Origin of the sequence: Clostridium niameyense (genome assembly GCF_001243045.1) — a bacterium.
In the GTDB taxonomy this organism is placed as follows: domain Bacteria; phylum Bacillota; class Clostridia; order Clostridiales; family Clostridiaceae; genus Clostridium_F; species Clostridium_F niameyense.
Genome location: NZ_LN849007.1, coordinates 1 through 21,351 on the forward strand (window position 1 = coordinate 1; position 21,351 = coordinate 21,351).

Here is a 21,351-nt window from a genome sequence, read left to right on the forward strand (position 1 = left end):
AAGATTAGATTTCCCATGACATAAGTCAGTAAGACCCCTAGAAGAACACTAGGTAGATAGGTTAGAGGTGTAAGCGTGGTAACATGTTTAGCTGACTAATACTAATAGGTCGAGGGCTTGACCAAAAATATACTGTGCAATTTTGAGAGAATAATCTCAAAAAAGTTTAAAATTATCCTTGACAAATTTTAAAAAACAAGTATAATTTTAATTGTATCTGGTGATTATGGCTTGAAGGTAACACCCGTTCCCATGCCGAACACGAAGGTTAAGCTTCAAAGCGCTGATGGTACTGCAGGGGAGGCTCTGTGGGAGAGTAGGTCGTTGCCAGATAAAATGTTCCGCAGTAGCTCAATGGTGGAGCACTCGGCTGTTAACCGATAGGTTGAAGGTTCGAATCCTTTCTGCGGAGCCATTTTATTAAATAAAAATGTGTTTTTATTCCGCGATAGCTCAACGGTGGAGCACTCGGCTGTTAACCGATAGGTTGAAGGTTCGAATCCTTTTCGCGGAGCCATTTTATTTTTTGATGAAATTTTATAAAAATAAGGTAATAAAGGTTACTAAATGATAATATATTATTTAGTAACCTTTTAATTTTACAACAGATATTATTCTAATTATTTAGAATATTTTAAAAATTTAAAAGGTATTTTACCAAAAATAGAATATATATTCTGAAGTTATGATATAGAATAAGGGGGAATTACTTATGAAGGACTATAGGACCGTTAACTTAAGAAACATAGGAATAATTGGCCATAGTGGATCAGGTAAAACTACTTTAGCGGAGGCAATTCTATATTACACTAATTGTACTGATAGATTTGGAAAAATTGGGGATGGAAATACTGTTTCTGATTATGATTTAGATGAGAGAAAAAGAAAAATATCTATATTTACGTCTATACTACCATGTTATTGGGGAAATACCAAAATCAATTTATTAGATATGCCTGGTTATTTTGATTTTGTTGGAGAATGTATAGAGGGATTAAGAGCTACAGATATTGCTATAATAGTGGCATCTGGAACATCTGGAATTCAAGTGGGGACAGAGAAAGCTTGGAACTATATTAATGAAAAATGTATACCTAGGGCTATTTATATAAATAAATTAGATAGGGAAAATAGTAGTTTTGATAATTTACTTAAAGATATTCAATCTAAATTTGGTATGTCCGTAGTTCCAATACAATATCCAATAGGTAGGGGAGATTCGTTTAGAGGAGTAATAAATGTTATTTCTAGAAGAGCCAGAATATTTAATAATAAAACAAAGAAAATGGAGATTACTGAAATACCGGATGATTTATTAGAAAGCGTAAATAAATATAAGGAAATGATTATGGAGTCTGTAGCTGAGACTGATGATAAACTTTTAGAAAAATATTTTTCTAATGGATATTTGAGTGATGAGGAAATTTGTTTAGGTTTAGTAAATGGGGTTGTAGATGGAGATATATGTCCTGTTATGTGTGGTTCAGCTATAAAAGGAATAGGAATAGAAACTTTATTGGAAGATATAATAGAAATTTTTCCTTCACCAGATAAGATTAGGCTAATAGAAGGTGAAAATTTAAATTCTGAAGAGAGATTTAAAGTAGATGTTAATGACAATGCGCCCTTTTCAGCATTTATATTTAAAACTGTAGTAGATCCTTTTATAGGAAGATTATCTATATTCAAGGTCATGAGTGGAAATTTAAAATCAGATACTGTTGTACTTAATGCTAATAAAAATAAAGAAGAAAGAATAACCTCGATTTATTTTTTGAGGGGTAAGCAACAAATTTTGACTAAGGAAATTATAGCTGGTGATATAGGTGCCGTAGCTAAATTACAGTATTCTAATACTGGGGACACATTATGTGATTTATCAGCCAATATACTCTATAATAAAATTAATTTTCCAAAGCCGGCTATATCTATGGCAGCTTTACCTAAAACCAAAACTGATGAGGAAAAAATATCATTAGCGTTAAATAAGCTAATGGAACAAGATCCTACTTTTACTGTTTCAAGAGATATTGAAAATGCAGAAACTATAATATCAGGAATAGGGCAAACACATTTAGATGTTATAGCCAGTAAAATTAAAAATGATTTTGGGGCTGAAATAGTTTTAGAAAATCCTAAAATACCTTATAGAGAAACTATTAAAAAGGTTTATGATGTTCGTGGAAAATATAAAAAACAATCTGGTGGACATGGGCAGTATGGAGACGTAGTGATAAAGTTTGAACATGGTAATACTATAGATGATTTAGATTTTGTAGATAAGATAGTGGGAGGGGTTGTTCCAAAACAGTATATACCTGCAGTAGAAAAGGGACTTAGAGAATGCATAAAACATGGTGTGTTAGCAGGGTATCCAGTTATAGGGTTAAGAGCTACGCTACATGATGGATCTTATCATCCTGTAGATTCATCAGAAATGGCGTTTAAAGTTGCTGCATCTGTAGCTTATAAAAAGGGAATGGTTAAAGCAAGTCCTGTATTGTTAGAACCTATTATGCGCTTAGAGGTATTAGTACCTAATGAATATATGGGGGATGTTATAACAGATATAAATAAGAAAAGAGGGAGAATTTTAGGAATGGAGCAGAATAATAATATGGAAAAGATTATTGCAGAAGTTCCACAATCAGAATTATGTAAATATGCTACAGATTTAAGATCAATAACCCAAGCCAGAGGTAATTTTAATATGCATTTTAAAAGATATGAGGAAGTACCTGAAGAAGAAGCTAAAATAATAGTAGAGAAAAGAAAAAATAGACAATATTAAAATTTCGAGCAGTTCTTTCTATTAATATAAAAACACCTAGATATCTAGGTGTTTCTATATTAATAATTTTCAGTATATAATTCAAAATAACTTTTAGGATGAAAACAAGCTGGACATTTTTCAGGAGCTTCAAAAGCTTCTAATATATATCCACAATTTCCACACTTCCAAATAACTTTTTCCTCTTTTTTAAATACTGTATTATTTTCTATATTAGATATTAATTTTCTAAATCTCTTTTCATGGGCTTCTTCTGATCTACAAACAGATCTAAATACCTGTGCAATTTCATGGAAACCTTCTTCATCAGCTACATCTGCAAAATGTGGATATAAATCAGAGTTTTCTTCATGTTCACCTGATGCAGCAGATTCTAGATTAGTTTTTGTATCTTGTAGATTTATAGGAAATGCTCCAGTTATTTCTAAGTTTGTTCCGTTTAATTCGGATCCATATTTATCTTTAACTAAAGAATCAGTTCCACATAATAATTTGAAAAATCTTTTTGCATGCTCTTTTTCATTATCAGCAGTTTCTATGAAAATATTTGATATTTGAACAAAGCCCTCCTTTTTAGCTATAGAAGCAAAAAATGTATATCTGTTTCTTGCTTGGGATTCACCAGCAAAAGCCTTCATTAAATTTTCAGCAGTTTTTGTACCTTTTAATATATTCTTCATTGTATAATACCTCCCCAATAAATATAATATAAGCATAGTATAAACATAGTTATATCATATTATGACTATATTATAAGAATATTATATCACAAAAATTAATAATTACAATTAGTTAATAATTAATATTAATAAATAATTTATAAATTTATAAATTATTTATTAAAGATGTCATAAAATCATTTATATGAGTAATAATATTTTATATGAAATTATTTTTAAAAGGGGAGTTTATATGTCAAATTATAGTTTAGACATAAAGGGAAAAATAGAATTAAGTGATTATAGTAATATAAATGATTATATAAATATATTAGATAAAAGAGATGAAATAACTATAAATATGGATTTAAAAAACAATGAAGATTTTGAAATAATATGTGATATATTGAAAAGGAATAGTTTAAATTTGTATGTACAAAAAAAAATGGGTTTAAGTGAATATTATATTAAAGCTAAAAAAGTATAAAATTATAATATGATTTATTATTTTTTATAAAAAGGTAAGATATATAAAGAATATTATATCTATAAGGATTTATAGTTAGTTATTTTAAATTGATTAATAATTACAATCATTGAAAATATACAAGTTTTTAATTATTATGTTATAAAGGTCAAGGAAAGGCAAAGTCAGAATTAGTAAGGAAGGATGTTACAAATGCCAAGATTATCTGATATTATAGAAAATTTTATAAAAGAAATGTTTTTGGAAAATGAAGAAACGGAATTACAAATAAAGAGAAATGAATTAGCAAGCTATTTTAGTTGTGCTCCTTCACAGATAAATTATGTATTAACTACGAGATTTACAAAAGATAAGGGCTACTATATTGAAAGTAAAAGAGGAGGGGGAGGGTGTATTATTATTAGAAGAGTAGAATTTAATGATAGTCATGCATTAAAGAACGTACTGAATACAAAAATAGGAAACAGTATAACTTATGACGGAGTGGTTAATATAATAGATGGATTAATAGAATCGGAATTTATAACTGAAAGAGAAGGTAGTTTAATTAAAGTTTCTGTAAATGACAGAGTTCTTAGTGATATTGTGGAAAATAAAAATGAATTTAGAGCAAATATGTTAAAAAGTATGTTAATGATCATATTATAAGAATGATTTAGAGGTGATATTATGTTATGTGATAGGTGTAAAAATAATCCTGCAACAGTTCATATAATTAAAATTATTAATGGGAAAGAAGAACAAATGAATTTATGTGAAAATTGTGCTAAAGAAAGTGAAAGTTTAAGTTTACCTACTAGTTTAGAGTTTATCCCTCCTTTTTCTGTTCAAAATATATTAAGCGGAATATTAGATTATATGTATAACCAAGAGGAAGAGCAAATTACCAATGATTTTAGGTGTCCAAGTTGCGGAACTAATTATAGAGAGTTTAAAGAAAAAGGGTTACTAGGATGTAGCGAGTGTTATAGAAATTTTCAAAATACATTAGAACCTATAATAAAAAGGATTCAAGGGAATATAGAACATATAGGTAAAATTCCTAAAAAAGCAGGACAAAGTATAATACTTGAAAGGCAAATTTTAAAGCTTAAAAATCAGTTGCAAGAATGTGTTAACACAGAAAGATATGAAGAAGCGGCTAAATTAAGAGATAAAATAAAAGGGCTTGAGAACAAAAATTATTAGGAGGTGAGTTATCTTATGGAAAATTTAAATGATAATATTGTTTTAAGTAGTAGGATAAGATTAGCTAGAAATATAGACAAAGTACCTTTCCCTAATAAAATTACTATTGAGGATGGGAGAAACATAGTAAATAAGGTTGAAGGTGCTTTTTATTGTGAAAAATATAAAGATAAATATAAAAGTATAAATTTATGGAATTTAGATATAGAAGATAGTAATGCATTACTAGAAAAACATGTTATAAGTTTTAATCTTATAAACAATAAAGAAAAATCATCTGTTATATTAGATAGCGTTGAAAATAATAGTATTATGATAAATGAGGAAGATCATATAAGAATTCAATGTATAACCCCAGGTTTGAATCTAGAAGAATCTTTAAAAAGAGCAAATGAAATTGATGATGTTATAGAGAATAGTATAAAATATGCCTTTGATAAAAAGTTAGGATATTTAACAGCATGTCCAACTAACATAGGAACAGGATTGAGAGCTTCTGTTATGATCCATCTTCCAGCTCTTACAATTAATAATGAAATAACAGGATTATTTAATGCTATAAGTCAAGTTGGTATGACAGTAAGAGGAATTTATGGAGAAGGCTCTAAATCTTTAGGTAACATATATCAAATATCAAATCAGGTAACCTTAGGGTTAGATGAAATGGAAATAATAAATAACTTAAAAGCTATAATAAAACAAGTAATAAATGAGGAGATTAATTCCAGAGATAGACTTTTGAAAAATTATGAATATGAAATAAAAGATAAAATATACAGATCGTTAGGAATGTTAAAATCTGCAATATTACTAGGAAATTCTGAATGCTTAAATTATCTTTCCAATGTAAGATTAGGTATAGAGATGTCAATAATAGAAGATATGGATGAAAATTTAATAAATGAATTATTTTTAAAAACTCAACCAGCTAATTTAAAAATTAAATATAAAAAGGATTTATCGGAAAAGGAAATTAAATATTATAGAGCTAAGTTAGTGAAAGAAATTTTAACTAGATAAAGTAGATAGGAGGGTGATTAACATGATGTTTGGAAGGTTTACAGATAGAGCTAGAAAGGTATTAATGAATGCTCAAGAAGAATCTCAAAAATTTAAGCATGGATACGTAGGAACAGAACATATATTACTAGGCATATTAAAAGAAGAAGGTATAGCTAAAAATTTATTAAATAATTTTAATATAACAGATGAAAAAGTAAGAGAATTAATACAAGAATATGAAGGTATGGGAGATATTGATTTTTATAAAACTGAAATTCCCCTTACACCTAGAACAAAAAGATTATTAGAAATAAGTCTTATAGAAGCTAGAAATTTAAACCACAATTATATAACCCCTGAGCATATATTATTAGCTTTAATAAAAGAAGGAGAGGGAGTAGCTTTTACTATACTTAATAATTTAAGTACTGATTTAGAAAGACTTAGAAAGGATTTAATTAAATCCTTATCTGGTGAGACAGTGAATAACAATAACTCTAATTCTAAAGAGAAAAAAAGCAATACACCTACATTAGATCAGTATGGTAAGGATTTAACTGTTATGGCTAAAGAGGGTAAAATGGATCCTGTTATAGGAAGGGAAAAAGAGACTCAAAGAGTTTTAGAAATACTATGCAGAAGAACTAAGAATAATCCTTGTTTAATTGGAGAACCAGGAGTAGGTAAAACAGCTATAGCAGAAGGTTTAGCCCAAAAAATAGTAGATGGAAATATTCCCGAAATATTAAAAGATAAGAGAGTTATAACATTGGATTTATCTTCCATGATAGCAGGAGCTAAGTATAGAGGAGAATTTGAAGAAAGATTAAAAAGAATAATGGGAGAAATAAAAGACGCTAAGGATGTTATATTATTTATAGATGAAATTCATACTATAGTAGGAGCAGGTGCAGCAGAAGGTGCTATAGATGCAGCTAATATATTAAAGCCTGCACTATCAAGAGGAGAAATACAATGTATAGGAGCAACTACTTTGGATGAATATAGAAAGTATATAGAAAAGGATTCTGCATTAGAGAGAAGATTCCAACCAATAACTGTAGGAGAATCTACTAAAGAAGAAACTATAGAAATTCTTAAAGGATTAAGGGATAAATATGAGGCTCATCATAGGGTAAAGATTACAGATGATGCTATAGAAGCAGCAGTTAATTTATCTGATAGGTATATTACAGATAGGTTTCTACCAGATAAAGCTATAGATTTAATAGATGAAGCTGGTGCTAAAGTTAGAATTGAAAGTCTGACAACACCACCAGATTTAAAGAATGTAGAGGATGAATTAGAAAAAATAACAAAAGAAAAAGAAGATTCTATAAGAGTTCAAAACTTTGAAAAAGCTGCTACTTTAAGAGATAGAGAAAGAGAACTAAAAGATAAATTAAATGAATATAAAAATAATTGGATGGCTGAAAAGGAAACATCTAATTTAATAGTTTCAGAACCGCAAATAGCTGCAGTAGTCTCTAAGTGGACTAATATACCTGTAAATAAACTTACAGAGAAAGAATCTGAAAGACTTTTAAAATTAGAAAATATATTGCATAAAAGAGTAATAGGCCAGGAAGAAGCTGTAAAATCCGTAGCAAAATCTATAAGAAGAGCTAGAGTTGGGCTTAAAGATCCTAAAAGACCAATAGGTTCATTTATATTTCTAGGACCTACAGGAGTAGGAAAGACAGAATTAACTAAGGCTTTAGCAGAAGCTATGTTTGATGATGAGAATAATATGGTAAGAATAGATATGTCGGAGTATATGGAAAAACATACGGTATCTAGGTTGATAGGTTCCCCTCCAGGATATGTAGGATATGAAGAAGGCGGACAATTAACTGAAATGGTGAGAAGACATCCCTATTCAGTAGTATTATTTGATGAGATAGAAAAAGCACATCCTGATGTATTTAATATATTACTACAAATTCTTGAAGATGGAAGATTAACAGATGGAAAAGGAAAAACTGTAGATTTTAAAAATACTGTTATAATAATGACATCTAATGTAGGAGCATCTACTATAAAAAAACAAAGATCATTAGGATTTGATATACCTTCGGATAAAGAAAGAGAAAATCAGTATGAAAAAATGAAGGATAATATAATGGATGAATTAAAAAGGTCTTTCAGACCAGAATTTTTAAATAGAATAGATGATATAATTGTATTTCATAAGTTATCTGAAAAAGATATAGAAGAGATAGTAAAACTTATGTTAGAATCTGTGTCAAAAAGGTTGGAAGATCAAGGTATAAGTGTAAGTTTCACAGAGGAGGCAGAAAAGAAATTAGCTGATAAAGGGTACGATTCTGTTTATGGCGCAAGACCATTAAGAAGAGCTATCACAAAAATAGTAGAAGATAAATTATCAGAAGAAATATTGAAGGGTAATGTAGAAAAAGGAGATATTGTAAAGGTTACTGTAAAAGATGATGATTTAATATTTGATAGAATATAATTTTATAAAAAACTCCCCAAAATAATATTCAATATTATTTTGGGGAATTTTTTCATTTTATTAAATTATTTTATAATTTAATGTTATAATAGAAATTAAAGACTTAATATTAAATTTTGGAGCTGGTTTTATGGCAAAAGTTAAAACTGTCTATGTGTGTCAACAATGTGGATATGAATCTATCAAATGGGTAGGTAAGTGTCCTAGTTGTGGTACATGGAATAGTATGATAGAAGAGCAAAAACAAAATATTAAGAATAAGGATAATATAAAACCTAAAAGTATTCCTAAAAGTATACTAAATATAAAATGGAATGAATATGATAGATTGGATACAGGAATAATGGAATTAAATAGGGTTTTAGGAGGAGGAATTGTAAAAGGTTCCGTAACACTTATATCAGGAGCTCCTGGTATAGGAAAATCTACTATACTACTTCAAACAGCCCAGAATGTTGCAGAAAAATATGGTAAGGTATTATATGTATCTGGCGAGGAATCAGAGGAGCAAATAAAAATGCGTGGAGATCGACTAAAAGCAATATCTCCTAATATATATATATTGTCGGAAACAAACATAGATTCAATAAAGCAACATATAGATGAGGTAAAACCAGAATTTGTAATAATAGATTCAATACAGACACTTTTTAAAGATGGTATTTCATCGGCACCCGGAAGTGTTTCTCAAGTAAGAGAATGCTCCAACGATATTATGACTATGAGTAAGGGAGAAAATATTCCTCTATTTATAGTAGCTCATGTTACAAAGCAAGGAGAACTTGCAGGTCCTAGGGTGTTAGAGCATATGGTAGATACAGTTTTATCTTTTGAAGGAGAGCGAACTGAAGAGTTTAGGATACTTAGGACTATGAAAAATCGTTTTGGAACTACTAGTGAAATCGGTGTCTTTGAAATGAATGAAAGAGGTCTTTTAGAAATAAATAATCCTTCAAGATTTTTTTTGGAAGATATAGGACTCCAAAAAGAAGGTTCAACAGTAATAGGTATTATGGAAGGAACTAGACCTATATTAGTTGAAGTTCAAGCTTTAGCTAGTGAGACTAAGGCTTTTATGCCGAGAAGAACTTCAGTAGGTGTAGATAATGCTAGACTAAATCTTATTTTGGCAGTTTTAGAGAAAAAGCTGAAAATGCCATTTTATAATTGTGACGTTTATATTAATGTAGTAGGTGGGTTAAGTATAGACGGAACTTTTGCTGATTTAGGACTATCTTTAGCGTTGATATCTAGTATAAAATCTAAAGAAATTACTTTACCTAATTTATTAGTAATAGGTGAGATAGGGCTTACAGGAGAGGTACGTCCCGTAAGTTTCTGCGATAGAATAGTAAATGAAGGTATAAAAATGGGATTTAAGAATATAATTATACCTGCTCGAAATAAAGAAAAAATATCAATTAAGAATAATGATATTAATATAATAGGAGTAAACTCCTTAAAAGAAACAATCAATAAAGTATTTTAGTAATGTAGGGTGAGAACAAAGTGAGATTTGAAAAAGATAAAGAACTTATGAGTATACTTAAAATAATGGCACCTGGAACAGCACTTAGGGAAGGCCTTGAAAATATATTAAGAGCTAAGACTGGTGGATTGCTAGTTTTAGGTGATGACGAACAAATATTAAAAATTGTAGATGGTGGTTTTAAAATAAATGCAGATTATACCCCTTCTTATGTATATGAGTTAGCTAAGATGGATGGAGCTCTTGTTCTAAGTAATGATTTGAAGAAAATATTATATGCTAATGCTCAATTAATACCTGTATCTTCTATACCAACTTTTGAGACTGGAACTAGGCATAGAACTGCAGATAGGGTAGCGAAACAAACAGGAGCCATAGTTATAGCAATATCTCAAAGAAGAAACATTATTACAGTTTATAAAGAGGGGATAAAATATGTATTAAGAGATAGCAGTATAATACTTGCTAGAGCTAATCAAGCATTACAAACTTTAGAAAAATATGTAGCAGTTTTAGATAGGGTAATAAACAATCTAAATATATTAGAATTTAAAGATATAGCTACATTATTTGATGTAGTTACAGCAATTCAAAGATCAGAAATGGTTATGAGAATAGTATCAGAGATAGAGATGTACATATGTGAATTAGGGAACGAAGGTAGACTTATTGATATGCAATTAAATGAGTTAGTTAAGAGTGTAGAAGAAGATAGTATGTTGCTTATAAGAGACTATTGTAAAAGTGATTTAGATTATACTGAGATACATAAACAAATTACTAATATGTCTTCAGAGGAAATTTTAAATCTAGATGGCATATCAAAAATTATAGGTTACAATGGAGTACCTTTAGTAGATACACTTATATCTCCAAGGGGATATAGAATGTTAAATAGAATTCCTAGAATTCCTAGTAATGTTATAGAAAATTTAGTGGCTAATTTTAAAGAATTAAAGTGTGTTATGGAAGCTTCCTATGAACAGCTTGATAACGTAGAAGGAATAGGTGAAGCTAGAGCAAAGGCCATAAAAAATGGGTTAAGAAGATTAAGAGAACAAATTATGTTAGATAATAATTATAGCACAAAGTAATTAATTACTTTGTGCTATAATTTTATCTCATACTATATTTACCTAATGTGTTCATTTTATCATATTCTTTTAATAAAATATCATATAAATTCAAATCTAATAAATTACATAAAGAAGTAAGATAAAATAAATTATTTCCAATTTCTCTTTCAATTACGTCTCTACAATTATCACAAAGCTTTCCTTCAAGATGAGTTTTTAAACAATTTTCTAAATCATTTATAGTTATGTTACTATTTATGGGAAAATCTTGTTTTTCACCTTGTATTTCTATGCAACCACAATTAGTTACAGATTTAGCTACTGCTCTATTTATTCTTGCATTTGATTCACTAAGTTTTGTAATAATATCTAATACACTTTTATGTCTTAAAAGGGATTCATTAACAGTGTTTTGAAAATCATCAAAGATTATATCCTTCATCAGGTTCAACTCCTTATAAAGATTTAATAATATCATTATAGATTATTATAATTTTCATCGGTTTATTTTGTCAACAAAGGTAAAGTTAAAGTGAATATTATATTTATATGATAAATTAAAAATCAACTTTTTTATAGGGGGATATATCTGTTAAATATTAGTTGTTTTTTAATAAATAATTATTAATTATTTTTGATGATATTGAAAATTAATAATTATTAATATATATTAGATATAAATAGGATTGAAAACATGAATATTTGTTAAGAATTAAAAGAGGAGGTGAAGATATGCTAAATAAAATATTAAAGTATCTTTTTACAATAGTGGGTATAGTGTTAGGATACCTAATAGGAAAAACAGTAATAGCCACTAGCTACTTTAGAAGATTAAATTATTTTAATGGTAGTAGCGTCAAGAGTGTTTTATTTTTAATTTTATGTTCTTTGGTGTTTGGAATAATTTTATTTATTATGTCTCCTTGGATAAATTCCATATTAATAAAAGTTATGGATTATGTGGTAAGAAGTATTCAGAAATTACCTGCCAATGAGGTTCTATTTGGAACGATAGGAGCAATTTTAGGACTCATTATTTCGGCTTTATTTGTAAACTTATTAGCTCGTATTCCTGTTATAGGAATAATTTTAGCAGTAGTAGTGGCTGTACTTATGGCAAGTTTAGGTGCTAAAATCCTTATTAAGAGGAAAGAAGAAATTATGCTTCTATTTTCTAATATTAAGAAGACTTCTAATCCTAAGGAGAAGAAATCAAAGGGTTCTAGAGCAACACCTAAAGTTTTAGATACTTCTGTAATAATAGATGGGAGAATATTTGATATATGTCAAACAGGATTTATAGAAGGAACATTAGTTATTCCTAATTTTGTATTAGCAGAACTTAGACATATTGCAGATTCCTCAGATAATTTAAAGAGGAATAGAGGAAGAAGAGGATTAGATATATTAAATAAAATACAAAAAGAGTTAAAAGTAGATGTAGAAATTTCTGAAAAAGATTTTCCAGAGATAGCGGAAGTAGATAGTAAATTGCTTAAACTGGCTCAAGTTCTAAATGGAAAAGTTATAACTAATGACTATAATTTAAATAAGGTAGCAGAATTTCAAGGAGTTCCCGTATTGAACATAAATGAATTAGCTAATGCAGTAAAACCAGTAGTTTTGCCAGGGGAAGAAATGAATATACAAATAGTTAAGGATGGAAAAGAGGCTAATCAAGGAATAGCTTATTTTGATGATGGAACTATGATTGTAGTAGAAGGTGGTAAAAGGCATATAGGTGAGTTTGCAGATGTAATAGTAACGTCAGTATTACAAACTGCAGCAGGAAGAATGATATTTGCAAAAAGAAAAGAGGGCTAATATATGGGCAAAAATTGTGCTATTATAGTTGCAGCAGGAAAAGGTAAAAGAATGAAAACAAGTATCTGTAAGCAGTTTTTAAATTTACGTGAAAAACCTGTTTTATACTATACCCTACATACTTTTTCAAAGAGCGAATTAATTGATGAAATAATATTAGTAACTTTAGAAGATAAAATAGATTATTGCGTTAATAATATTATTGAAAAGTATGATATAAATAAGGTTACTCATGTTATTGCAGGAGGAAAAGAAAGACAAGATTCCGTTTATAGTGGTCTTAGAAAACTTCCTAAGGATTGTAATATAGTTTTAATACATGATGCCGCAAGGCCTTTTATAAGTGAGGATATTATAAATAATGGCATAAAATATGCTGAAATGTATGGAGCATGTACTTGTGGCGTGTCGCCTAAAGATACTATTAAAGTTAAGAATTCTAAAAATTTTTCATCACAAACTTTAAATAGAGAAGATTTATTTATAGTTCAAACACCACAATGTTTTAGATATGATATTATATTAGACTGCCATGAGAAACTAAGAAGGGATAATATAAAAGTTACGGATGATACTATGGTAGTTGAAAGGTACAATAATTCAGTTTATTTATATCAAGGAAGTTATGATAATATAAAAATTACAACGCCAGAAGATTTAATAATAGGAGAGAAAATATTAGATAATTTGGCTTAAAAAATAAACTCGCTCTAATCATAAGAGCGGGTTTGTTTTTTAGTTAACACATATGGATATATAAGGAATATTAAATATAAATTTATATAGTATACATTGAATAAAAACTTTATATAGTTTATTATAAAATTATAATTTATTGTAGATTGGAGATTTTAGTATGGAATTAAATTTACAAAAAATAAAACAGGCTCAAAAAAATATAGGTTCTGTGGTTAGAAAAACTCCCTTATTTTATTCAAGCACTTTTTCAAGAGAAACAGGATATGAAATATATTTAAAGTGTGAAAACAAGCAAAAAACCGGTGCTTTTAAATTAAGAGGAGCTTATAATAAAATAGTTTCATTATCTCAAGAAGAAAAACAAAATGGAGTAATAGCATCTTCAGCAGGAAACCATGCTCAAGGAGTAGCTTATGCAGCTACAGCTTTTGGAATCAAATCTACAATCGTAATGCCAAAAACTGCTCCTCAAGCAAAAGTTCAAGCAACCAAAGGATATGGTGCGGAGGTTGTTCAGTTTGGTGAAGTATATGATGAATGTTATAGTAAAGCTTTAGAAATACAAAAAGAAAGTGGAGCTACCTTTGTTCATCCATTTAATGATATAGATGTAATGGCTGGTCAAGGTACCATAGCTCTAGAAATATTAGAAGAATTACCTGATGCGGATGCTATTATAGTTCCTATAGGTGGAGGTGGACTTATAGCAGGAATAGCTACAGCGGCTAAGGCTATAAAACCAGATATAAAAATAATAGGGGTTCAGCCTTCAATTATAGCCTCTACTAAAGCATCCTTAAAAGAAGATAAAATTGTTACACTTCCAGGAGCAAAATCATTAGCTGATGGAATTTCAGTTAAAACTCCAGGAGATATTACTTTTGATTATATAAAAAAATATGTAGATGAAGTAGTTACAGTTTCAGAGGATGAAATAGCCTATGGTATATTCAAACTTATGGAAAAGAGTAAACTAATATCAGAGGGCGCGGGAGCTTCAACTGTAGCTGCATTATTAGCAGATAAGATAAAAATACCAGGAAAGAAGATAGTTTCTTTAATAAGTGGTGGAAACATAGATATTGCTATGATTTCTAAAATAATAGATAGAGAACTTATACTTCTTAGGAGAAGACTAAGGTTTACTGTAGAATTAAAAGATAAGGTTGGAGAGTTTGAAGACGTTATATCAAATATTGTTTCTATAGGTGCAAATATAGTTAAAGCAAGGCAAGAGAGTAACTGGAGTGAAAAGGGGTTAGATTTTGCTAATGTTATATTTGAGGTAGAGGTTCAAACAGAAGAACAAGGAGATATGTTATTGAAAGAATTAAAGAAAAAAGGTTATAATATACAAACTAACAATTGTTTATAATTTGCAGTAAGTTATGATATTAGGAGGTAGTTGAATGAAGGTATATAACACTTTAACCAATAGAAAGGAAGAATTTATTACTTTAGTTCCTGGAGAGGTTAAAATGTATGTTTGTGGACCAACAGTTTATAATTTTTTTCATATAGGAAATGCTAGAACTTTTGTTGTATTTGATACAGTAAGAAGATATTTAGAATATAGGGGATATAAAGTTAAATTTATTCAAAATTTTACAGATATTGATGACAAAATGATAAGAAAAGCTAATGAAGAAAATATTACTGTAAAACAATTAGGTGATAAATTTATACAAGAGTACTACAAAGATGCAGATAATTTAAATATAGAAAGAGCAACTAAGAATCCTAGAGCTACTGAATATATGAATCAAATAATAGAATTTGTAGATGAATTAATTAAAAAAGGATATGCATATGAAATAAATGGGGATGTGTATTTTCGTACTAAGAAATTTAAGGAATATGGTAAATTGTCAGGTCAAAATTTAGAAGAGTTACAAGCGGGAGCTAGAATAAATATAGATGAGCGTAAAGAAGATCCTATGGATTTTGCTATATGGAAAAATCAAAAACCAAGTGAACCTGCATGGGAAAGTCCTTGGGGAATGGGAAGACCGGGTTGGCATATAGAATGTTCATGCATGGCTTATAATTTACTTGGAGAAACTATAGATATTCATGCGGGTGGTTCAGATTTAGTTTTTCCACACCATGAAAATGAAGTAGCTCAAAGTGAAGCTAGAACAGGGAAACCTTTTGCCAATTATTGGTTGCATTCAGCTTTTGTAAATATAAATAACCAAAAGATGTCTAAATCATTAAATAATTTTTTCACGGCTAGGGAAATATTAGAAACATATGAACCAGATGTATTAAGGATGTTTATGCTTTCAGGACATTATAGAACTCAAATAAACTTTAGTATAGAACTTTTAGATTCAACTAAATCAGCAATAGATAGATTATATAATTCTATAAACAATTTAGAGAATTTATTAGAAGAAGTATCTTTAGATAACATTAAAGAAGAGGAAGAAGAATATAAAAAGCAATTAGATGCTTATAAAGAAAAGTATATAGAAAAGATGGATGACGATTTTAATACAGCAGACGCTATTTCAGTTATCTTTGATTTGATAAGGGATGTAAATACTAATATAACTGTGAACTCTTCAAAGCAAATAGTAAAATATGCCTTAGATTTAATAAGGGAATTAGGTTATCCACTAGGGATATTACAAAGATCTACTAAATCTAGTTTAGAAGAAGAGGTAGAAAAACTTATAGAAAAAAGACAACAAGCAAGAAAAGAAAAAAACTGGGCTTTAGCAGATAAAATAAGAGATGAATTAAAGGATAAAGGTATTGTATTAGAAGATACTCCACAAGGAGTTAGATGGAAAAAAGCTTAGTAAGTTATAAGATGTAATACAAACCTATATAGATTTGAATGGAGAATATTATGGAATTTGATTTATTTAAGGATAAGTTTACAGAAAGAGATGTTAAACAGTTAAATCCTTTAGTACTTGCGTTTATAGGCGATGCTGCCTATGAGATATTTATAAGAACCTTTATGGTAGATGGTAATAGAGAGATGAGTGTTCATAAATTACATGTAAAAGCTATACAGCATGTAAAAGCACATGGACAAAGTGAATATATAAAAAAAATAATGCCTACTTTAACAGAAGATGAAATGTACATTTTTAAAAGAGGAAGAAATGCAAAATCAGGTACTATTCCTAAAAATGCTGATGTACAGGAGTATAAATTTGCTACAGGATTTGAAGCACTTATAGGTTTTTTATATTTAACAAATCAGGTAGATAGATTAAATTATATATTAAATACAATAGTAAACTATAATAAAGGTGGGAAAAATAAGGAACATGAAAGTTAAATTATTAGAGTATACACCAAGTGCAGAAAAATTAATAGCATCTGCTGCTAAGTTATGCTATAGCTCTGTAGGAATAGATGATATTCAAAATAACTTAGATGAAGAAAAGACAGATAAATTTTTAAATATGCTTATGTCCTATGGTCATGAATCCCCTATAGAGCATGTTAGCTTTACTTTTGCTATAGAAGGGGTATCAAGAAGTTTAACACATCAATTGGTAAGGCATAGAATAGCTTCATATTCGCAGCAAAGCCAGAGATATGTAAAGCTTGATCAATTTGAGTATGTCATCCCAACAGCTATAGCAGAGGATGAAGAAGCTAAAAAAATATTTATAAAATCTATGGAAGAAAGCCAAGATACTTATAATAAAATATCTAGTAGATTAAAAGGTAAATATATTGAGCAAGGGATGAAGGAATCTGTTGCAGAAAAAAAGGCTATAGAAGATGCTAGATATGTTTTTCCTAATGCCTGTGCAAGTAAAATTATAGTTACTATGAATGCTAGAAGTTTAATGAATTTCTTCAGACACAGATGTTGTAATAGAGCACAATGGGAGATAAGAAACCTTGCGGATAAGATGTTAGATGAGGTTAAGGAAGTAGCTCCTATATTATTTAAATATAGCGGTCCACCTTGTTTAAATGGCTCTTGTCCAGAAGGAAAAATGTCCTGTGGTAAAGTAGTAGAAGTTAGGGAAAAGTATAATAATAAATAATTTATGTGTAGGGAGAGAAATTCATAATGAAAATGAGTAAAAACCAACAGGAGAGAAATAATATAAAAAATATTAGGGAAGACATAATAGAGGGAAGAAATGCAGTAATAGAAGCATTAAAGAAAAATAAGACTATAGAACAAATAATGATAACAAAGGGAAACATATCGGGATCAATAAATTTAATAATATCTTTAGCTAAAGAAAAGAAAATTGTTATAAAAGAAGTAGATAAGAAAAAGTTAGATAGTATTTCTGAAACGGGTGCTCATCAAGGAGTAATAGCATTTACTACTCCATACAAGTATTATTCTGTAGAAGATATATTAGAATTAGCAGAAAAAAAGCAAGAAGATCCTTTTATTTTAATACTAGATGAGATAGAGGATCCACATAATTTCGGATCTATATTAAGAACAGCTGAGGTACTAGGAGTGCATGGAGTTATAATACCTAAAAGAAGAAATGTAGGAGTTACTCCCACAGTATACAAAACTTCTGCAGGAGCAGCTGAACATATAAGAATAAGTAAAGTCACAAATATAAATCAGACAATCGAATATCTTAAAGAAAAAGGTATATGGGTATATGGTGCAGATATGGATGGAAAAGATTATTGCTTTAATGTAAATTTTTCAGGCTCATTAGCTTTAGTAATAGGAAGTGAAGGAAAAGGTATTTCCAAATTAACTAAGGATAAATGTGATTTATTAGTTAAAATACCTATGCTCGGAAATGTAACTTCTTTAAATGCTTCTGTTGCAGCAGGAATGCTTATGTATGAGATAGTAAAACAAAAAATAAAGAGTAGATAACTATGAAGCATGTATTTGTAGATGCTTATAATGTTATAAATAGTTGGGATAAATTAAAAAGGATAAAAGAATATAGTTTAGAAGCATCAAGACAGAAGCTTTTAGATATAATAAATAATTATGCATCATATAACCAATACTTAGTCTATGTTGTATTTGATGCTCATCAGATAGATGGAAGAGAGAATATAGACAAAATAAATAAAAATTTAATAGTGGTATTTACAAAAGAAGGAGAAACAGCAGATAGTTTCATAGAAAGACATGTAAATAATATTGGAAGAAAGATAGAAGTACTTGTGGTTACATCTGACTTATTAGAGCAGCAGTTAATATTCCAAAGGGGAGCTACTAGAATGTCTTCTTTGGAATTCTTTAATGAAGTAAAAAACATAGAAAAAAACATAGAAAGAAATATAGAAAAGCAGAATGTAAATAAAGGAAATAAGTTACATGATATGTTAGAAGAGGATCTATTAGAAAAATTGGAAAAAATAAGAAGAAGTCGTTAAACTACCTTGACTGAGCCATTAATTTTAATGTATAATCAAGTTATATGGTTATATTTATGATGGAGGGGATACCTTGGGAGATGAGGTTAGAGTTGAAAAGAAAGTTTCCTCCTTTGAAGAATGTGTAGATGAGGAAATAGTAATGGAAGCTAAATCCGGTAATTGGAGAGCACAGGAATTTCTTATAAGCAAATATGAAAATTTTGTGAAAGCTAAGGCTAAGTCCTATTTTTTAATTGGGGCAGACAAGGAAGATATATACCAAGAAGGCATGATAGGTTTATATAAGGCTATAAGAGACTTTAGACCAGATAAACTATCTTCTTTTAGAGCTTTTGCAGAACTTTGTGTTACTAGACAAATAATTACAGCTATAAAAACAGCCACTAGACAGAAACATATTCCACTTAATACTTATGTTTCTTTAAATAAACCTATATATGATGATGAATCTGATAGAACTTTATTAGATGTTTTATCAGAAGCTAAAGTAGCAGATCCAGAAGAACTAATTATAAGTAGAGAAAAATTAAATCATATACAAAATGAAATAGGAGAGGTATTGTCAGATTTAGAAATGGAAGTATTGATGTCCTATCTTGACGGTAAATCATATCAAGAAATTGCTTGCGATTTAGATCGTCGTGCAAAATCTATAGATAATGCATTGCAAAGAGTTAAAAGAAAGCTTGAAAAATGCTTGAATAATAAATGATTTACATATTGACAATAAAATGTGATTTTACTATAATTAATAATTGGTATATGATTAATACTGGCGAGAATAGTTCAGTGGCAGAACACTAGTTTCCCAAACTAGTTGTCGCGGGTTCAATTCCCGTTTCTCGCTCCAGATGTGTAGTGGAGTTGCCCATGTAGCTCAGTTGGCAGAGCGTCACCTTGGTAAGGTGGAGGTCACCGGTTCAATCCCGGTCATGGGCTCCAAAACTTAAGGAGTTACAACACACCAGGCAGGGTTTACTGCTATGAACGTAAGTACAATTTTAAAAATTATAATTTATAAAAGGAGGAACAAAAAATGTCAAAAGCAAAATATGAAAGAACAAAACCTCATGTAAATATAGGAACAATAGGACACGTAGACCATGGTAAGACAACATTAACAGCAGCTATTACAACAGTATTAGCAAAAGAGGGAAAGGCAGACGCAACAAAATACGACGAAATAGATAAAGCACCAGAAGAAAAAGAAAGAGGAATTACAATCAATACATCACACGTTGAGTATGAAACAGAAAACAGACACTATGCTCACGTTGACTGCCCAGGACACGCAGACTATGTAAAGAACATGATCACAGGAGCAGCACAAATGGATGGAGCTATCTTAGTTGTATCAGCAGCAGATGGTCCAATGCCACAAACAAGAGAACATATACTACTAGCATCAAGAGTTGGTGTACAATACATAGTAGTATTCTTAAATAAAGCAGACCAAGTAGATGATCCAGAACTAATCGAATTAGTTGAAATGGAAGTAAGAGAATTATTAAATGAATATGGATTCCCAGGAGACGATACACCAATCGTAGTAGGATCAGCATTAGAAGTACTAGAAAACTCAGACAATGAAGAAAAAACAAAATGCATACATGAATTAATGGAAGCAGTAGATAGCTATATACCAACTCCAGAAAGAGCAACAGATCAACCATTCTTAATGCCAGTAGAAGATATCTTCACAATAACAGGAAGAGGAACAGTTGCAACAGGAAGAGTTGAAAGAGGAACATTACATACTGGAGATGAGTTAGAAATCATAGGATTAAAACAAGAAGTAGCAAAAACAGTATGTACAGGAATCGAAATGTTCAGAAAGATATTAGAAGAAGCAATGGCAGGAGATAACATCGGAGCATTATTAAGAGGTGTTCAAAGAGATGATATCGAAAGAGGTCAAGTACTTGCAAAACCAGGTTCAATAACACCACATAAGAAATTTGTAGGTCAAGTATACGTACTAAAGAAAGAAGAAGGTGGAAGACATACTCCATTCTTTAATGGATATAGACCACAATTCTACTTTAGAACAACAGACGTTACAGGATCAATCAACTTACCAGAAGGAATAGAAATGGTAATGCCTGGAGACCACATAGATATGACAGTTGAATTAATAACACCAGTAGCAATGCACGAAAACCTAAGATTCGCTATCAGAGAAGGTGGAAGAACAGTAGGTTCAGGAGTTGTTACTAGCATAATTGAATAATTAGTAATATTAAGGGACTGGGTTTCTAGACCTAGTCCTTTTAAGAATAATAAATATGTAATTTCATTACATAAAGTG

Annotated in this window: 20 protein-coding genes, 4 tRNA genes and 2 rRNA genes; 24 read left to right on the top strand and 2 right to left on the bottom strand. The window is 29.6% G+C overall.

Annotation, left to right across the window (positions count from 1 at the left end; all coding sequences use genetic code 11):
* The 5 genes from BN1711_RS00965 to fusA form a co-directional block, all read left to right on the top strand.
* Window positions 1–125 (top strand): 23S ribosomal RNA (locus BN1711_RS00965); the annotation flags it as partial.
* A gap of 91 nt (window positions 126–216) precedes the next feature.
* Window positions 217–333: ribosomal RNA gene (rrf, locus tag BN1711_RS00970) — 5S ribosomal RNA — on the top strand.
* Window positions 334–340: 7 nt separating this feature from the next.
* Window positions 341–415: transfer RNA gene (locus BN1711_RS00975), tRNA-Asn, on the top strand.
* A 27-nt stretch (window positions 416–442) separates the two neighbouring features.
* A tRNA-Asn gene (locus BN1711_RS00980) sits at window positions 443–517 on the top strand.
* Window positions 518–712: 195 nt separating this feature from the next.
* Complete coding sequence (gene fusA, locus BN1711_RS00985) at window positions 713–2,791, top strand: elongation factor G (RefSeq protein ID WP_050606345.1); 2,079 nt, start codon at window positions 713–715, stop codon at window positions 2,789–2,791.
* Window positions 2,792–2,850: 59 nt separating this feature from the next.
* Here fusA and rbr read toward each other — a convergent pair whose 3' ends face one another.
* On the bottom strand, window positions 2,851–3,471 hold the full coding sequence (gene rbr, locus BN1711_RS00990; protein WP_050606346.1) for a rubrerythrin: 621 nt from the start codon (window positions 3,469–3,471) through the stop codon (window positions 2,851–2,853).
* A 232-nt stretch (window positions 3,472–3,703) separates the two neighbouring features.
* Here rbr and BN1711_RS00995 point away from each other — a divergent pair, with 232 nt between their 5' ends.
* From BN1711_RS00995 to disA, 7 genes are all read left to right on the top strand, one after another.
* A complete protein-coding gene (locus BN1711_RS00995; RefSeq protein ID WP_050606347.1) occupies window positions 3,704–3,937 on the top strand; it encodes a hypothetical protein in 234 nt (77 codons plus the stop codon).
* A 183-nt stretch (window positions 3,938–4,120) separates the two neighbouring features.
* On the top strand, window positions 4,121–4,585 hold the full coding sequence (locus BN1711_RS01000) for a CtsR family transcriptional regulator (RefSeq protein ID WP_129582105.1): 465 nt from the start codon (window positions 4,121–4,123) through the stop codon (window positions 4,583–4,585).
* Window positions 4,586–4,606: 21 nt separating this feature from the next.
* Complete coding sequence (locus BN1711_RS01005; protein ID WP_050606349.1) at window positions 4,607–5,125, top strand: UvrB/UvrC motif-containing protein; 519 nt, start codon at window positions 4,607–4,609, stop codon at window positions 5,123–5,125.
* Between the two features lie 15 nt (window positions 5,126–5,140).
* Window positions 5,141–6,145, top strand: coding sequence for a protein arginine kinase (locus BN1711_RS01010; protein ID WP_050606350.1), 1,005 nt, complete (start codon window positions 5,141–5,143; stop codon window positions 6,143–6,145).
* Between the two features lie 22 nt (window positions 6,146–6,167).
* Window positions 6,168–8,603 (top strand): ATP-dependent Clp protease ATP-binding subunit, encoded by a 2,436-nt coding sequence (locus BN1711_RS01015; protein WP_050606351.1) that lies wholly within the window; start codon window positions 6,168–6,170, stop codon window positions 8,601–8,603.
* 130 nt (window positions 8,604–8,733) lie between these two features.
* Entirely contained in the window at window positions 8,734–10,092 is a 1,359-nt protein-coding gene (radA, locus tag BN1711_RS01020; RefSeq protein ID WP_050606352.1) for a DNA repair protein RadA, read from the top strand.
* A 20-nt stretch (window positions 10,093–10,112) separates the two neighbouring features.
* Window positions 10,113–11,186 carry a DNA integrity scanning diadenylate cyclase DisA gene (gene disA, locus BN1711_RS01025; RefSeq protein WP_050606353.1) on the top strand — a complete coding sequence of 358 codons (1,074 nt, stop codon included), beginning with the start codon at window positions 10,113–10,115 and terminating at the stop codon, window positions 11,184–11,186.
* Between the two features lie 22 nt (window positions 11,187–11,208).
* Here disA and BN1711_RS01030 read toward each other — a convergent pair whose 3' ends face one another.
* Entirely contained in the window at window positions 11,209–11,610 is a 402-nt protein-coding gene (locus BN1711_RS01030) for a nucleoside triphosphate pyrophosphohydrolase family protein (RefSeq protein WP_050606354.1), read from the bottom strand.
* A 290-nt stretch (window positions 11,611–11,900) separates the two neighbouring features.
* Between BN1711_RS01030 and BN1711_RS01035 the strand changes: the two genes are divergently transcribed.
* The 12 genes from BN1711_RS01035 (at window position 11,901) to tuf (ending at window position 21,273) form a co-directional block, all read left to right on the top strand.
* Complete coding sequence (locus BN1711_RS01035; protein WP_050606355.1) at window positions 11,901–12,992, top strand: PIN/TRAM domain-containing protein; 1,092 nt, start codon at window positions 11,901–11,903, stop codon at window positions 12,990–12,992.
* Window positions 12,993–12,995: 3 nt separating this feature from the next.
* A complete protein-coding gene (gene ispD / locus BN1711_RS01040) occupies window positions 12,996–13,688 on the top strand; it encodes a 2-C-methyl-D-erythritol 4-phosphate cytidylyltransferase (RefSeq protein WP_050606356.1) in 693 nt (230 codons plus the stop codon).
* A gap of 160 nt (window positions 13,689–13,848) precedes the next feature.
* The gene (gene ilvA, locus BN1711_RS01045; RefSeq protein ID WP_050606357.1) at window positions 13,849–15,066 is read left to right on the top strand and encodes a threonine ammonia-lyase; all 1,218 of its coding nucleotides are present in this window, start codon (window positions 13,849–13,851) and stop codon (window positions 15,064–15,066) included.
* Window positions 15,067–15,100: 34 nt separating this feature from the next.
* Complete coding sequence (gene cysS, locus BN1711_RS01050; RefSeq protein ID WP_050606358.1) at window positions 15,101–16,498, top strand: cysteine--tRNA ligase; 1,398 nt, start codon at window positions 15,101–15,103, stop codon at window positions 16,496–16,498.
* A gap of 50 nt (window positions 16,499–16,548) precedes the next feature.
* The gene (locus tag BN1711_RS01055) at window positions 16,549–16,989 is read left to right on the top strand and encodes a Mini-ribonuclease 3 (protein ID WP_050606359.1); all 441 of its coding nucleotides are present in this window, start codon (window positions 16,549–16,551) and stop codon (window positions 16,987–16,989) included.
* Window positions 16,979–17,713, top strand: a complete 735-nt coding sequence (thyX, locus tag BN1711_RS01060) for an FAD-dependent thymidylate synthase (protein ID WP_050606360.1) — start codon at window positions 16,979–16,981, stop codon at window positions 17,711–17,713. The genes BN1711_RS01055 and thyX overlap by 11 nt, the downstream gene beginning before the upstream one ends.
* 26 nt (window positions 17,714–17,739) lie before the next feature.
* Complete coding sequence (gene rlmB, locus BN1711_RS01065; protein ID WP_050606361.1) at window positions 17,740–18,528, top strand: 23S rRNA (guanosine(2251)-2'-O)-methyltransferase RlmB; 789 nt, start codon at window positions 17,740–17,742, stop codon at window positions 18,526–18,528.
* A 2-nt stretch (window positions 18,529–18,530) separates the two neighbouring features.
* Entirely contained in the window at window positions 18,531–19,040 is a 510-nt protein-coding gene (locus BN1711_RS01070; RefSeq protein ID WP_050606362.1) for an NYN domain-containing protein, read from the top strand.
* 73 nt (window positions 19,041–19,113) lie between these two features.
* A complete protein-coding gene (sigH, locus tag BN1711_RS01075; RefSeq protein ID WP_050606363.1) occupies window positions 19,114–19,755 on the top strand; it encodes an RNA polymerase sporulation sigma factor SigH in 642 nt (213 codons plus the stop codon).
* A 63-nt stretch (window positions 19,756–19,818) separates the two neighbouring features.
* A tRNA-Gly gene (locus tag BN1711_RS01080) sits at window positions 19,819–19,893 on the top strand.
* Window positions 19,894–19,909: 16 nt separating this feature from the next.
* Window positions 19,910–19,985 (top strand) — tRNA-Thr (locus tag BN1711_RS01085).
* A gap of 94 nt (window positions 19,986–20,079) precedes the next feature.
* On the top strand, window positions 20,080–21,273 hold the full coding sequence (gene tuf / locus BN1711_RS01090) for an elongation factor Tu (protein WP_050606364.1): 1,194 nt from the start codon (window positions 20,080–20,082) through the stop codon (window positions 21,271–21,273).
* The last annotated feature ends 78 nt before the right edge of the window (window positions 21,274–21,351 follow it).

Bases quoted from the DNA above. Each gene is read 5' to 3' on its own strand.
- fusA (WP_050606345.1), top strand. From the start codon at position 713: ATGAAGGACTATAGGACCGTTAACTTAAGAAACATAGGAATAATTGGC.
- rbr (WP_050606346.1), bottom strand. From the start codon at position 3,471: ATGAAGAATATATTAAAAGGTACAAAAACTGCTGAAAATTTAATGAAG.
- BN1711_RS00995 (WP_050606347.1), top strand. From the start codon at position 3,704: ATGTCAAATTATAGTTTAGACATAAAGGGAAAAATAGAATTAAGTGAT.
- BN1711_RS01000 (WP_129582105.1), top strand. From the start codon at position 4,121: ATGTTACAAATGCCAAGATTATCTGATATTATAGAAAATTTTATAAAA.
- BN1711_RS01005 (WP_050606349.1), top strand. From the start codon at position 4,607: ATGTTATGTGATAGGTGTAAAAATAATCCTGCAACAGTTCATATAATT.
- BN1711_RS01010 (WP_050606350.1), top strand. From the start codon at position 5,141: ATGGAAAATTTAAATGATAATATTGTTTTAAGTAGTAGGATAAGATTA.
- BN1711_RS01015 (WP_050606351.1), top strand. From the start codon at position 6,168: ATGATGTTTGGAAGGTTTACAGATAGAGCTAGAAAGGTATTAATGAAT.
- radA (WP_050606352.1), top strand. From the start codon at position 8,734: ATGGCAAAAGTTAAAACTGTCTATGTGTGTCAACAATGTGGATATGAA.
- BN1711_RS01030 (WP_050606354.1), bottom strand. From the start codon at position 11,610: ATGAAGGATATAATCTTTGATGATTTTCAAAACACTGTTAATGAATCC.
- BN1711_RS01035 (WP_050606355.1), top strand. From the start codon at position 11,901: ATGCTAAATAAAATATTAAAGTATCTTTTTACAATAGTGGGTATAGTG.
- ispD (WP_050606356.1), top strand. From the start codon at position 12,996: ATGGGCAAAAATTGTGCTATTATAGTTGCAGCAGGAAAAGGTAAAAGA.
- ilvA (WP_050606357.1), top strand. From the start codon at position 13,849: ATGGAATTAAATTTACAAAAAATAAAACAGGCTCAAAAAAATATAGGT.
- cysS (WP_050606358.1), top strand. From the start codon at position 15,101: ATGAAGGTATATAACACTTTAACCAATAGAAAGGAAGAATTTATTACT.
- BN1711_RS01055 (WP_050606359.1), top strand. From the start codon at position 16,549: ATGGAATTTGATTTATTTAAGGATAAGTTTACAGAAAGAGATGTTAAA.
- thyX (WP_050606360.1), top strand. From the start codon at position 16,979: ATGAAAGTTAAATTATTAGAGTATACACCAAGTGCAGAAAAATTAATA.
- rlmB (WP_050606361.1), top strand. From the start codon at position 17,740: ATGAAAATGAGTAAAAACCAACAGGAGAGAAATAATATAAAAAATATT.
- BN1711_RS01070 (WP_050606362.1), top strand. From the start codon at position 18,531: ATGAAGCATGTATTTGTAGATGCTTATAATGTTATAAATAGTTGGGAT.
- tuf (WP_050606364.1), top strand. From the start codon at position 20,080: ATGTCAAAAGCAAAATATGAAAGAACAAAACCTCATGTAAATATAGGA.